Below are 12,853 nucleotides of genomic sequence, written 5' to 3' on the forward strand. Positions count from 1 at the left end.
GGAACGAACCGACGCCGTCACCGACCGGATCGAGAGGACCGCGTCGGCGAGAGCATGCGTCCGACGGCCCGGAGAAGTGACCGGAACTCGGCGCGGTTGGGGCGGACGCCCAGCCGGGCGTACAGCATCACGTTGCCGTACTCGGCCATGCGCACGATCTTGCCGTCGATGACGTCGAACCGAGTGAGGTAGGTGTTCCGGTAGGGCGCGCCGGTCCGGGCGACGACCATCTCACCGGTGCCGAGGAAGAAGACCTCGCGGCCGTCGGGGCTGACGGTCCACCGGTGGTTGCGCCAGAACAGCGGGTCGAACTTGTCGAAGATGCCCCGCGTGTACCCGAGCACCTCCTCCCGGCCGCTCACGTCCGCGACGCAGAAACCCCTGCGACGACCGGCGATGATGTCCGCGACACCCTGGTCAGTGGTCACCGCGTTCGAGTGCATGAAGAGCTGCTCGGCGTCGTCCCTCAGGGTGTCCTCGACGGCGCCGATGTCCTTCGCCTCGACGGCCCGGATGAACTCCTTCGCAGTCTCCAGCGCCGAGCGGGTGGCGGGTCGGGGGCCGGTCATGACAGCTCCTCCTTCGCGTCCAGGGCGGCGGTCGTGGCGTCCCAGGACAAGAGCGGTTCACCGAATGCCGGTGGCATGCCGAAGGACGCGAAGCGCGGCGTCCACCACCGGGTGAAGTCCGACTCGTACGCAAGGAGCCGTTCGGTGAACGTGGCCAGGTCGATGCCCTCGTCGAACTCCAGAGACACGATGAGCTCCGCGCTGCCGTCCTGGCTGGGCTGTAGCCACATGCGTTCCTGGTGGTAGCCCACGACCCGGGCCCGGGTGCCCAGGCCGTCCAGGTGCTTCTCGTTCAGCTCGGCCAGCAGGTTTCTGAACTCCCCCACTCGATCGGCCGGGATCGGGAACGTCCACGCTGTACTGGTCATACTTCCTCCGATGGCTCTGGTACCGCGGAAAGCGGCACACCATCGAGGATGCAAGGCCCCGCGACAGGCAGGAATGCCGCGCTGAAACCAGTACTGCCAGTGCCACCACGGGGAAAGGAGTTTCCGACGTGGGGAAGGATGGGCCCATGGCGAGCAATGATCGGAGCGACCTTGCGCACTTCCTGCGGCAGCGCAGGGCAGCGATGACCCCGCCAGGCTCGCACGGGCAGCCGAGAAGTTCCCGGCGGCGCGTGGCGGGGCTTCGGCGGCAAGAGATAGCCGATCTCACCGGGATCTCCGTGGAGTACTACACGCGTCTGGAACAGGGCAAGGCTCCTCGACCGTCACGTGAGATCCTCACAGCCCTGGCGCAAGGCTTCGCTCTGACAGGGCCGGAGCGCGCCCACCTGTTCCGGCTGGGAGGCGAGTCCCCGCCCGAGCTACCCGCCCCCGAGTCGGTCGTCCGCCCGGGGCTGATGCGCATGCTCCGGGGTCTGGACGAGACGATGCCGGTCACCGTGCACGACGGCCGGCTCGATCTCCTGGCCCGGAACAAGCGCGCGGCCGAGCTGCTGCCACCCTTCGACGTGACCGGCCGCTTCGGTCGCAACCTCGCCTATCAGGCTTTCACGACCACCGCCCTCACCGGCTTGCTCGGCGACGGCGCCGACCGGTTCCTGCGCGTCGCAGCCGCCGAGTTGCGCACCGCGCTGAGCCGATATCCCAACGACGACTACCTCCGCGGCATGCTCGCGGAACTCACCGCGACCAGCCCGACCTTCCGCGACTACTGGGAACGCGGCGAGGTCATCGCGTGGCGATCGGCGACCAAACAGCTGCACCACTCCACCTACGGCCCGGTCAGCTTCGACATCGAGCTCCTGCACGACCCGGAACGAGATCACTGGGTCATGCTCTACACGCCCCGCGGCGACGCCTGATCTCTGCCACATCTACCGACCCGCGCGTACCGGTTCGCCGCGGGGTCGTCAGACGGCGACGAGTTCCATGCCGTGGTAGCCGCCTCCCACGGGGTAGGTCTTGTCGCGGCGCCATCCCGAGGCCGCGAAGAGCGCGTCGAATTCGTCCAGGTCGCGTTCCATGCCGTTCGTCATCGCCAGCATGCCCATGTCCGACAGGGTGGCGAAGTCGGGCTTGCCGATGTCACCGATGATCATCTCCACCACCAGCGCGCGCCCGCCGTCGTGCGCGGCCGATCGGCAGTTGCGCAGGATGGCCGTGCACTGCTCGTCGTCCCAGTCGTGCAGGACCGTCTTCAACAGGTAGAGGTCCGCAGCGGGGACCTCGGTGAAGAAGTCGCCGGCGACAGCGGAGAAGCGGTCGGACAGGCCGCGGTTCCCGGCCTCCCGGCGCGCTCCCTCCACGACGTGCGGGAGATCCAGGACCTGCCCATGAAGCCGGGGTTCGGCGGCCATGAGTGCCAGGACGAACTGCCCTTCGGCGCCGCCGACGTCCACCACGGTGGCGACATCGGTGGTATCGACCGCGGCCACCGCGCCCTGCGTGACCAGGCCCGACATGTCGGCCATCGCGCTGGAGAACAGCGCCGCCTCTTCGGCGTTCTCCGGCCGCGCGAAATACTCGAAGACGTCCGCGCCCAGCGCTTCCCTGGCCTGGCTGGCCCCGTGGCGCACCGCTTCGGGGAAATGCCCCCACAGCCGCCAGTGCGCGTGGCCCGTCTGGACCAGGACCAGAGAACGCAGGGAGCCCGGAACGCCGTCACGCAGCAGCCGGCCGCGTCCGGTGAGGCCGAAGCGGCGATCGCCCTCGTAGCTCAGCAGTCCGAGCGAGGAGGCCGCGCGCAGCAGGCGATAGGTGGCCTGTGCGTGGCTGCCCGCGCGCTCGGCCACCTCGTCCGCCGTCAGGGCACCGTCGGCGAGGTGGTCGGCGATGTGCAACGCGGCCACCGCGTGCAGGATCTGGGCAATGCCGCCGCCGACGAGCAGGTCCATGACGGCGGTGGCGTCCGCCGCTGGATCGCTCCGAGTGCTATCGGCGCCGGGCATCTCATCGGTCATTGTGGTCGTGTTCCTTCCGTTCCGCTTGGCGGGGATCTCACCCTAGGAAGATCCGTGCGGCGTACGCTTGTCCCGCAGTGCCGTCCTGATGGAACATCAGTGCCGGACCAGGGCCGGCCGACAGATGACAAGTGGGATCGACGAGCGGTGGGCAGCACAACGAACACCGGACCGGCGGCCGGCGGTCCGCGCAGGACCTTCGCCGTGGACGTCACGGATCCGGGCATGGGGCGGGACGGCTTCGGCGCCTTCCGGCGCGGGTGGGACGCACAGGTCGGCGAGGCGTTCCCGCTGCCGACCTTCGACACGGGCGCCACCGGTGAATTCCGGGTCGGCGTGCACGCCGCCAAGGTGCGTGACACGGTGATCGCGGACCTCCACAGCGCGTCGATCGCCGGCCGCACCCAGGGGGTCCGTGACCGCGGCGACGACCGGGTGCTGATCCACGTACTGCGGCGCGGAGCCTGGCGCTTCTCGGGACCGCGCGACGACGGCGAGATCACCGTGCCGGCCGGGCGATTCATCGCCCGGCACAACGGACCACCGGCGCAATTCGAGGTGGAGCCGCACACGAAGGCGACGGTGCTCATCCTGCCCGCCTCGGTCCTCAGACCGATGGCCGGCGACCGGCCGACCGTCGGGGCCGCCGTCTCGACCGAGATGCGGGTGCTCATGGCGCACGCCGGAATGGTCGCCGAGTCCGTGAACGACTTCACCCCCGCCGGGGCGCAGGCCGCACGCGACGCCCTGATCGAGCTGGTCAAGGGGGTGCTGAGACAGGAAGTGGACGACAAGGAGCCGCGGCTGGCCACGGCACTGGCCCAGGCGGCGAAGGACGTCGTCGACGGCCGCTTGGACGACCCTGATCTTTCTCCGTCGTCGCTGGCCCGCGAACTCAATATCTCGATACGGACGCTGCACCGGGCGTTCTCGGCGGCCGAGGAATCAGTGGGGGCCTACATCCGCCGCCGCCGACTCGAACAGGCCCGCCTCCAGCTGGCCGCACCGTTCGACCGGCCGAGCGTCTCCGAACTCGCGGCCCGCTGGCACTTCGCGGACAGCAGCCATTTCATCCGCGCCTTCAAACGGCAATACGGCCAGACCCCCGCCCGCTTCGCCCGGTCGAGCACCCGCGCACAAGAGCCGTCGCCGACACGTCGGAATCCGACCCGCGGTCCTTAACGCCTCTTTCTCTTCCTGCACACTGTGTCCCGTCCCGTCCATCCTTGGAGGCCGCCCATGGCACGTATGCCCGGCGCCATCTGGCGCCCGATCCCGGTGAACTACAACTCGGGCGGGATCTCGCCCCGGATCGTCGTCGTGCACCTCATGGCCGGCACCCTCACCGGCACCGATTCGTGGTTCCGGCAGTCACGCGCCCGGGCGTCGTCCCATTTCGGTACCGGCAAGGGCGGCACCTTGTACCAGTGGGTCGACACCCGCGACCGCGCGTGGGCACAGGCCGGCGGCAACCCCTATTGCATCTCGATCGAGAACGAGGGCACGACGAACGACCGCCTCTCCGACAACCAGCTCGACCGGTGCGCCGAGATCCTCGCGTGGGCCCACCGGGTTCACGGAATCGCGTTGCAGCGCGCGGACTCCGCCACCGGACACGGACTCGGCCATCACGGTATGGGCGGCTCGGCATGGGGCGGGCACACTTCGTGCCCCGGACCGCGGATCGTCGCTCAGCTCGACGAGATCGTCGCCCGTGCCCGCTCGATCGCCAACGAATCGGCACCGTCTTTCTCCGGCGGTGGTGACACCGGCGCGCCCGCGTTCCCGCTGCCCACCGGTTGGTACTTCGGCCCGCGCTCCGGCCCCACGGCGAGCGTTTCGGGCTACCACGGTCACCGCGATGACCTCCGGCACTGGCAGTCGCGCATGCGCGAACGCGGATGGCCGCTCGCCGCGGACGGCCGCTACGGTCCCCGGACGCGCGGCGTCGCGCGCGCGTTTCAGGCGGAGAAGCGGCTCGGCGTCGATGGTCTGATCGGCTCGGCGACGTGGCGCGCCGCATGGGAGTCGCCCATCACCTGAGCTCCGCGCGTGGTCGCGACCGAGCCGGACGGGCTCATCGGCCGTCCGGCGGCACGCCCTCGACGCACCACCCGGCCGGGTCAGGCGATCCAGTAGGTGCGGGTGTTGGTGAACTCGCGGATGCCCGCTGCGGCGAGTTCGCGGCCGTGGCCGCTGTGTTTGGTGCCGCCGAAGGGCAGGCGGGGGTCGGAGGCGACGATGGCGTTGATGAAGGCGGCCCCGCTGGTGATACGGCGGGCCAGGGCGAGGCCGCGTGCGCGGTCGCCGGTCCAGACGCTCAGGCCGAGGCCGTAGGGGGTAGCGTTGGCGAGACGGACGGCGTCGTCATCGTCGCGGGCGACGGTGAGGGCGGCGAGGGGGCCGAAGGTCTCCTCGTCGAACGCGGGCATGCCCGGTGCGGTGTGGGCCAGGACGGTGGGGCGGTAGAAGTAGCCGTCGCCGGGCAGAGGTTCGCCTCCGGTCAGGAGCTTCGCACCCGCGACGACCGACTCGGTGACCTGGCGGTGGATCGCGGTGCGCAGGTCCTCGCGGGCCAGCGGACCGACCTGGGTGTCCTCCTGGCGGGGGTCACCCATGCGGAGTGCTTCGACGCCGGCCGTGAACGCCGAGGTGAAGGCCTCGGCGATCGGTGCGCTGAGGATGAACCGCTTCGCGCACACGCAGCTCTGCCCGGTGTTGGCGAACCGGGCGGTGACCGCGGCCGCCGCGGCCGCCTCGATGTCGGCGTCGTCGAGGACCACGAAGGCATCCGAGCCGCCCAGTTCCAGGACGGACTTCTTCGCTGCGCGCCCGGCCGCCGCGCCCACGGCGGCGCCGGCGCGGTTGCTGCCGGTCAGGGTGACGGCGGCGATGCGGTCGTCGCCGATGAGCCGCGCCGTCGCATCGGGCACGTCGGGCTCGGCGACGACCAGGGCGGTGACCAGGTGTTCGGGGAACCCGGCGGCGGTGAAGATGTCCTGGAGGGCCAGGGCGCTGCCGGTGACGTTGGCGGCGTGCTTGAGCAGGACGCCGTTGCCGGCCACCAGGGAGGGTATGGCGAAGCGCATGACCTGCCAGACGGGGAAGTTCCACGGCATGACCGCGAGCACCAGCCCGGCGGGTTCGTAGGCGACCCAGGCGTCGGCTCCGCCGACCTCCACCTGCTCGTCGGCGAGGATGCCCGGCCCCTGCCGTGCGTAGTACTCGGCGGTCAGCGCCGACTTCTCGACTTCGCCTTCGGCTTGGCGGCGGGGCTTGCCCATCTCCTCCACCGCGAGGGAGGCCAGGCGGCCGCTGTGCTCGCGCAGGGTGACCGCGAGCCGGGCCGCCAGCCGCGCCCGCTCGGCGACGGGTACACGGGCCCAGGCGGTGGCGGCGGTGTGGGCGCGGTCGACGGCGGCGTCGATGCGGCCGGCGTCCCAGCCCGCGTAGGTGGCGATGGGGCGGCCGGTGGCGGGGTTGACGGTCGTGATGGCGGTGGTCATGGGGTGGGTGCCCCTCCCTTGTCGTGCTCGGACAGGTGGCCGAAGGTCTCGCCCGTCGCGGTGATGGTGCGGGTCACGTCGCGGCCGCCGTAGACCCAGTAGATCCGCATGACGCCCTCGCCCCGGTTGGCGAAGCGGTGCGGAACCCCGGCCGGGACCCACGTGGCCTGGCCGGCCTCCAGGTCGAAGAGCGCGCCGTCGATCTCCGCGGTCGCCTCGCCCTCGAGGATCAGGACCGATTCCTCGACGTTGTGGCTGTGCAGCGGCAGCCCGGTGCCGGGCTGGAAGACGGTCTGACCGGTCGTGATGGTGGCCGCCTCGGAGTTCCACTTTCCGACATAGGGCACGGTGGCGACGCCCCCGCCCCGGTCGAAGCGCTCGACCTCATCAGGGCGGATGAGCAGGTTGGGCGGTGTGGGATGCGTGCACATCGCGGTGGGCGCTCCTTCGCGTCAGGAGTGGTGGAAGAGGCGGCGGGAGAGTGTGTTGACCTGGCTGCCCGGCACGACGTGCTCGGCGGCGGCCGCGCGCCAGACCTTGAAATGGGCCGCGGAGCGGTGGGCCTCCACAGCCGCCTCGTCGTCGTAGGCCTCGTGGAAGACGAAGTGGTGGTCGTCGTCCAGGTCGCAGACGACGTCGAAGTAGCGGCAGCCGGGCTCGTCGGTGAAGGAGCGTTCGGCGTTCTCCTCGATGGCGGCGAGGAACGCGTCGCGGTGGCCGGGGACGACCTGGAGGGACACGGTGAGCGTGATCACGCGGGCAGGCTCCTTGGGAGTGGGAGTGGGAGTGGGGCGGGGCTGCGGGGCCGGAAGGCCCCGGAGCCGTGGACGGATGGGCTGCCGTTGCCCGGCGGCCGGGCCCGCCGGCTCACCGCCTGCGGAGGGCGTGCGCCTGCTCGGGGCTGAGCGGCCGGGTGGCCTGGCCGCGCAGGAGCAGGAAGAGCCGCGCGGTCGCCTCCAGCTCCTCCATGGCATCGGCGGCCGCCGCCAGACCGGGGCCGGCGACGACGGGGCCGTGGTTGGCGAGGAGCAGCGCATGGTGGCCGCGTGCCGCCTGCTCGGCCAGCGGTTCCAGGGCGGCGTCGCCCGGTGCGTGGTAGGGCAGCAGCGGCAGGGTGCCGACCCGCATGGCGTAGTAGGCGGTCAGCGGCGGCAGGACGTCCCGGGGGTCGACGTCGGCCAGGCAGGAGACGGCCACCGCGTGGGTGGAGTGCAGGTGGACCACCGCCTCGGCATCGGGCCGAGCGCGGTACATCGCCGCGTGCAGGAACGCCTCCTTGGTGGGTGGCGCGCCGCCCGCGTGCTCGCCGTCCAGGGTGATCTCGGACAGGCCGCCGGGGTCCAGCGCCCCGAGGTTGGAGCCGGTCGGCGTGGTCAGGATCGTCGCGCCCAGGCGGATGCTCAGGTTGCCGGTGCTGCCGTGCGTGTAGCCCCGGGAGAACAGGGAGGCGCCGAGGGCGGTGAGGGCGCGGGCCGCCGCCTGCCGCGTCATGGCCGCCCCGAAAGCGCGCGGGTGAACAGGTCGGGGGCGCCGAAGTTGCCGGACTTGAGCAGCAGGGCGAGCCCACCGGCCGCGGTCGTCCACGGCACGCCGGCGTCGACCTCGCGCCCGACCCGGACCGCGTCGATGCCCAGGGCGCCGACGATGGCCCCGGACGTCTCCCCTCCCGCGACGACCAGGCGCCGCACTCCGTTGTCCACGAGGTGGCGGGCGGTTTCGGCGAGCGCGTGCTCCACCAGGCGGGCCGTCTCGGCGGTGCCGAGGCGTCCCTGGGCGGCGCGGCGCTCCTCGGGGCTTTGGGAGGCGTAGACGAGCACCGGCCCCGCCCCGGCGTGGGCGTCCACCCAGGCGCGCACGCGGTCGAGCTCGCCCGGGTCGGTCAGCTCCAGCGGGTCCAGCCGGCGCGACGGCATGACCGCGCGTGCGTGCTCGATCTGCCGCAGTGTCATGGTCGAGCAGCTCCCGGCGAGGACGGCGGCGGGGCCGTCCGGATCCGGCTCCGGCTCCGGGTCGGCGGTGGAATACGCACCCGGCGGGCGGCCGGTGCGCAGCGCCGCGGCCAGGCCCGCCGCCAGCCCGGCCGCTCCGGTGACGAGCCGGTGGTCGCGGGCGACCTCGCCGAGCACGTCCAGGTCGCCCTCGTCCACGGCGTCGGCGACCACGTGCCGGGCCCCCTCCGCGCGCAGCTCGGCCAGGCGCGCGCGGGCGGCGTCGGCGCCCGTTGCGACGTGGGGCCGGCTCAGCAGGGCCACCGGCTCGGCGGTCTGGCGGGCGAGCAGCCGCGTGACGTCGGAGTCGGTCATCGGGGTCAGTGGGTGGTGCCGCATCGGCGATTCCGCGAGCGGGACGTCGCCCACGAAGAGGTGGCCACGGTAGACGGTGCGGCCGTTGGCGGGGGCGGCCGGGCAGGCCAGCGCGGCGCCGGCGCCGGTTGCGGCGAGCAGGGCCTCGGTGACGGGGCCGATGTTGCCCTCGGCGGTGGAGTCGAAGGTGGAGCAGTACTTGACGTAGGTGCGGGGGACGCCGGCCGCGGTGAGGGCGCGCTGCGCCGCGAGGCTCAGCGCGACGGCCTCCTGGGTGGGGAGGGTGCGCGACTTCAGGGCGATGACGACGGCCTCGGCCTCGGGCAGCGGGCGGTCGCCGGAGGGCGGGCCGAACACCAGAGCGGTGCTCAGCCCCCGTCCCCGGATGGCGCTGGCGACATCGGTCGCCCCGGTGTGGTCATCGGCGATGCAGCCGATCAGCGGTCTGACATCCTCCCGGCCCTGAAGGGCCGGGATTCCATCCGCCCGCGTGATGCGGGCCCTGGCGGGTTCCTGTTTCATCGCGCACCGCCCTGGCTTGGCAGGGTCTTACACACGCTCCGCAGGCGTTTCACTACTCGGCGTGCCCCGCCGCGTAGAAGTGGACCATACCCGTGGTGGGCGACTAATTGCAACTTTGGGTTCCTGCTTCGCCTTCGGACCGTAGCGGCTATCCCCGCCCTGAAGCACGGGGCTTGCGCCGGGGGCAATTGGGTCATGACCGTCCTCGTCGGCGGCGGGCGGGCCGGGGCGCGCCGCTGCGCGCTCCGGCCCGCCCGGGGCGGCGGTGTTCAGCGTCCGTCCTGGATCGCGGCGACGACGGCCTTGGCGAACTCGGCGGTGCTCGCCGTGCCGCCGAGGTCGGGGGTGCTCACCCCGGCGGCGACGGCGGCGGAGACTCCGCTGTCGATGAGGCGGGCGGCCTCGCGGGCGACGGGGTCGTCGTGGCGGCCGGCCAGCCACTCCAGCAGCATGGCGGCGGAGAGGATGATGGCGGTCGGGTTGGCGATCCCGCGGCCGGCGATGTCGGGGGCGGCGCCGTGGGAGGCCTGGGCCATGGCCACGTTCTCGGCGGCGTTGATGGAGGGGGCGATGCCCAGGGAGCCTGCGAGCTCTCCGGTGAGGTCGGAGAGGATGTCGCCGAACATGTTCTCGGTGACGATGACGTCGAAGTCGCCGGGGCGCCGCAGCAGGTGCACGGTCATGGCGTCGATGTGGAAGTCGTCGACGGTGACGTCGGGGAACTCGGCGGCGACCTCGAGCGTGACCGCCTTGAACATGCCGGTGGTCAGTTGCAGGACGTTGGCCTTGTGCACGATGGTCACGTGCCGGCGCCGCTGCCGGGCCAGCTGGAACGCGGTGCGCGCGATGCGCTCGATCGCGGGCCGGGTGAACACGCCCATCGCGATCGCCACATCGGGCGTGGGCATGTACTCGCCCGTGCCGCGGTAGGTGCTGCGGTCGGCGTAGAAGCCCTGGGTGTTCTCCCGCACGATGACCAGGTCGGTCTGCGGCGCGATCGCGGTCGCCCCCGGCAGCCCCTTGGCGGGGCGGATGTTGGCGTAGAGGTCGAAGTGCTTGCGGATGGTGCCGCTGGGGTTGAGCCGGGAGCGGTGGGGCTCGGGGTAGGCGGCGCTGTCGTGCGGGCCCAGGAGCCAGCCGTCGGTGCCGGCCAGTCCGTCCAGCGTGGAGTCGGGGATCGGCGACCCCAGCTCGCGGATGGCCTCGTGGCCGATGGGGAACTCGGTCCACTCCACGGCTCCGGGGCGTCCCGCGGCGGCGAAGGCCGCGTCGGCCACCGTGACCGCGGCGGGCACGATCTCGGGCCCGATCCCGTCCCCGGTCAACAGCCCCAGGCGGTACTGCCGCCCTTCGTTCGAAGCCAAAGCAACTCCTTCGTCCCTGACGTGGGCACCGCGCCCGAGGGTGCGGACCTGCCGGTCCGCACCCATGCCGTCATGTGGTTTACCGGTTGACCAATAATGCGCACGGACTGCGGCCCTCGTCAACCGCCCCGGGGTCCCCCAGCGCCCGCGGATCTTGGCCCCGGCCTACCGCGCGCTCACCGGTCGACCTCCTCCTCGATCCCCAGCAGGCGCGCCCGCAGCCGGCCGGCCGCCGCTTCGGGACCGGCGTGAACGGACAGCCCGGTCGCCGCCGCCACGGCCCCGGCGAGGGGGGCGAGGGAGTACTGCGCGAGGGCCACGGCGTCGACGCCGGCCTCGGCGAGCCGGGCGGCGAGCGCGCCAGCGTCCGCTGCACCGGAAGTCGTGGGGCAGAGGAGCGGAACCGCCTCGGGCGGGCGGTCCCGGGAGCGCGCCGCCATGGCGAGGCCGTCGACGGCCGGCGCGACGGCGGCGGCGCTCGTGCAGATCAGGGCGACCCGCCGCGCGCCGGAGCGCAGCACCCGGTCGAACAGCGCGTCGTCGGGCCGGTCGATCGGGCGGTCCCACATCCGGCGGGCCTCTTCGACGACCGGCCCGTAGGACGAGCAGGTCAGCAGCACCGCGTCGGCTCCCTCGGTGAAGGCGTGCCCGATCAGGCGGAGCATCCGCGACCGCAGCCCCGGCGTGAGCCCGCCCGCGTGCTCGACCTCCTCCAGGAGGCGGCCGTCGAACAGATGCCAGGGCACGGCCTCGGGAAAGCGCTCGCGGACGGCGGCGTCGGCGAGCTCGGCCGAGCGGGCGACGGCATGGATCATGGCCAGCAGGGGCCGTGATGGGGGCAAGGGTTTCTCCGTGAAGCTCCTGTGCGTCCGGCCCGGAGGACCGGCCGAGCGGGGCCGGCACTGGGCCGGCAATGAGCAGAATGGTAAACCGGTTGACCGATCGATCAACGGGCAGGGCTCTCGGTAGGCTGTCCCCCGGGGATCGCCCGTTGCACGGACGGCGCGCGACCGAAAGGACCCATGTGAGCACAGGGCTGTCCAAGATCGACCTCACCCCCCGGGAGCCGATCGCCAAGGAGATCGCACGGCGACTCATCGACCACCTGTTCTCCGGTGACCTCGAACCGGGCCACCGCCTCCCTTCGGAGCGCCAACTCGCCGAGACGCTGGGGGTGAACCGGCCGGCCGTCCGCGAGGCGATCCGCTCCCTCAACATGCTCGGCATCCTGGACATCCGCCCCGGATCGGGCACCTACTTCCGCGGCAGCGACGTCGAGGTCCTCTACCGGGTCTTCGAGTGGAACCTGATGCTGGGCGAGCGCCGCGTCATGGAACTCATGGAGGCGCGGGCGCACCTGGAGGAGGTGGTGGCCGGCCTGGCGGCGCAGAACCGCGACGACGCCGCCGCCGCGACCATCCGGGCCCGCCTGGAGGACATGCGGACCAGCCACGCGGACGACTTCCCCGCCGCCGACGTCGCCTTCCACCTGGCCATCGCCGACGCCTCGGGCAACACGGTCCTGCGGGACATGCTGCGCGGGCTGCGCACGGTCATGCACAGCTGGATCGGCCGCAACGTCGCCCGGCACTCCCACGTGACCACCGCCTACCGCGACCACGTGCCGATCTGCGAGGCGATCGAGGCCCGCGACGCCGACGCGGCACGGGCGGCGATGGCGACCCACATGCGCAACGCCGCCGGCCGGCTGCTCGCCACCCTGGAGCCCGAGGTCGCCGAACGGCTGCGCACCGAGGCCCGGTCAGGGCTGGTCGGCGACACCGCCGACTGACCTCCCGCCCCCTCCGCCGCCGGGGCGCCCTCCCCCCGCATCACCTCACCGGACCACCGCGGCCGCCGCCGGGTAGGCCCGGCTCGATCCCGCCACCGGTCGGCGCCGCGATCGCTTCCGGTGAACCCGAAAGGTTGACGCCGGGGTGGATCATGCTCATGATTGGTCTACCGGTTTACCGGATGGAAACGCGGTCGTCGCCCCGGACGGCCTTAGCCCTCTGACGCCCCGCCCGTTCCGATCCGCACCGCGGCCACCCGCCCCCGCGATCCCCGAACCGCCGGCACACCAGGAACACCAGGCACACCGGCGGAGACCACCGCCATCGAACGAAGGCGCCGAACCGACCCGGCTCGGCGGCCTGATTCGGCGTACCCGAAAAGCGTCGGC

14 protein-coding genes are annotated in these 12,853 nt (G+C 72.3%); 4 read left to right on the forward strand and 10 right to left on the reverse strand.

Features of this window, described 5'->3' with window-relative positions; translation table 11 throughout:
* Window positions 1–17: 17 nt before the first annotated feature.
* Window positions 18–569 carry a nuclear transport factor 2 family protein gene (locus ACFOVU_RS10100; RefSeq protein WP_378532161.1) on the reverse strand — a complete coding sequence of 184 codons (552 nt, stop codon included), beginning with the start codon at window positions 567–569 and terminating at the stop codon, window positions 18–20.
* Window positions 566–937 (reverse strand): hypothetical protein, encoded by a 372-nt coding sequence (locus tag ACFOVU_RS10105; protein ID WP_378532163.1) that lies wholly within the window; start codon window positions 935–937, stop codon window positions 566–568. The genes ACFOVU_RS10100 and ACFOVU_RS10105 overlap by 4 nt, the downstream gene beginning before the upstream one ends.
* Window positions 938–1,083: 146 nt before the next feature.
* Here ACFOVU_RS10105 and ACFOVU_RS10110 point away from each other — a divergent pair, with 146 nt between their 5' ends.
* Window positions 1,084–1,878 (forward strand): helix-turn-helix transcriptional regulator, encoded by a 795-nt coding sequence (locus ACFOVU_RS10110; RefSeq protein WP_378532165.1) that lies wholly within the window; start codon window positions 1,084–1,086, stop codon window positions 1,876–1,878.
* A gap of 48 nt (window positions 1,879–1,926) precedes the next feature.
* Here ACFOVU_RS10110 and ACFOVU_RS10115 read toward each other — a convergent pair whose 3' ends face one another.
* Window positions 1,927–2,976, reverse strand: a complete 1,050-nt coding sequence (locus ACFOVU_RS10115; protein ID WP_378532167.1) for a methyltransferase — start codon at window positions 2,974–2,976, stop codon at window positions 1,927–1,929.
* Window positions 2,977–3,123: 147 nt separating this feature from the next.
* On the opposite strand from ACFOVU_RS10115, the gene ACFOVU_RS10120 reads away from it, so the two are divergent.
* Together ACFOVU_RS10120 and ACFOVU_RS10125 are read left to right on the forward strand one after the other, a co-directional pair.
* Window positions 3,124–4,158: a helix-turn-helix domain-containing protein gene (locus ACFOVU_RS10120; RefSeq protein ID WP_378532169.1), complete on the forward strand. Its 1,035-nt coding sequence runs from the start codon at window positions 3,124–3,126 to the stop codon at window positions 4,156–4,158.
* A gap of 66 nt (window positions 4,159–4,224) precedes the next feature.
* On the forward strand, window positions 4,225–5,019 hold the full coding sequence (locus tag ACFOVU_RS10125) for a peptidoglycan recognition protein family protein (RefSeq protein ID WP_378532170.1): 795 nt from the start codon (window positions 4,225–4,227) through the stop codon (window positions 5,017–5,019).
* A gap of 80 nt (window positions 5,020–5,099) precedes the next feature.
* On the opposite strand, the gene ACFOVU_RS10130 is transcribed toward ACFOVU_RS10125, so the two are convergent.
* The 7 genes from ACFOVU_RS10130 to ACFOVU_RS10160 all read right to left on the reverse strand — a co-directional run bounded on the left by ACFOVU_RS10130 (window position 5,100) and on the right by ACFOVU_RS10160 (window position 11,513).
* Window positions 5,100–6,482, reverse strand: a complete 1,383-nt coding sequence (locus ACFOVU_RS10130) for an aldehyde dehydrogenase family protein (RefSeq protein WP_378532174.1) — start codon at window positions 6,480–6,482, stop codon at window positions 5,100–5,102.
* Window positions 6,479–6,913, reverse strand: coding sequence for a cupin domain-containing protein (locus ACFOVU_RS10135; protein ID WP_378532176.1), 435 nt, complete (start codon window positions 6,911–6,913; stop codon window positions 6,479–6,481). The genes ACFOVU_RS10130 and ACFOVU_RS10135 overlap by 4 nt, the downstream gene beginning before the upstream one ends.
* Window positions 6,914–6,934: 21 nt before the next feature.
* Window positions 6,935–7,237: a putative quinol monooxygenase gene (locus ACFOVU_RS10140; protein ID WP_378532178.1), complete on the reverse strand. Its 303-nt coding sequence runs from the start codon at window positions 7,235–7,237 to the stop codon at window positions 6,935–6,937.
* 112 nt (window positions 7,238–7,349) lie between these two features.
* Window positions 7,350–7,973, reverse strand: coding sequence for a 3-oxo-tetronate 4-phosphate decarboxylase (otnC, locus tag ACFOVU_RS10145; protein ID WP_378532180.1), 624 nt, complete (start codon window positions 7,971–7,973; stop codon window positions 7,350–7,352).
* Window positions 7,970–9,307 carry a 3-oxo-tetronate kinase gene (gene otnK / locus ACFOVU_RS10150; RefSeq protein WP_378532182.1) on the reverse strand — a complete coding sequence of 446 codons (1,338 nt, stop codon included), beginning with the start codon at window positions 9,305–9,307 and terminating at the stop codon, window positions 7,970–7,972. Before otnK ends, otnC begins: the two co-directional genes overlap by 4 nt.
* 269 nt (window positions 9,308–9,576) lie before the next feature.
* Window positions 9,577–10,671, reverse strand: a complete 1,095-nt coding sequence (locus ACFOVU_RS10155; RefSeq protein ID WP_378532184.1) for an isocitrate/isopropylmalate dehydrogenase family protein — start codon at window positions 10,669–10,671, stop codon at window positions 9,577–9,579.
* 176 nt (window positions 10,672–10,847) lie between these two features.
* A complete protein-coding gene (locus ACFOVU_RS10160; protein ID WP_378532186.1) occupies window positions 10,848–11,513 on the reverse strand; it encodes an aspartate/glutamate racemase family protein in 666 nt (221 codons plus the stop codon).
* Window positions 11,514–11,695: 182 nt separating this feature from the next.
* Between ACFOVU_RS10160 and ACFOVU_RS10165 the strand changes: the two genes are divergently transcribed.
* On the forward strand, window positions 11,696–12,463 hold the full coding sequence (locus ACFOVU_RS10165) for a FadR/GntR family transcriptional regulator (protein WP_378532188.1): 768 nt from the start codon (window positions 11,696–11,698) through the stop codon (window positions 12,461–12,463).
* Window positions 12,464–12,853 lie beyond the last annotated feature (390 nt).

Origin of the sequence: Nocardiopsis sediminis, from assembly GCF_042650565.1 — a bacterium.
Lineage (GTDB): Bacteria > Actinomycetota > Actinomycetes > Streptosporangiales > Streptosporangiaceae > Nocardiopsis_B > Nocardiopsis_B sediminis.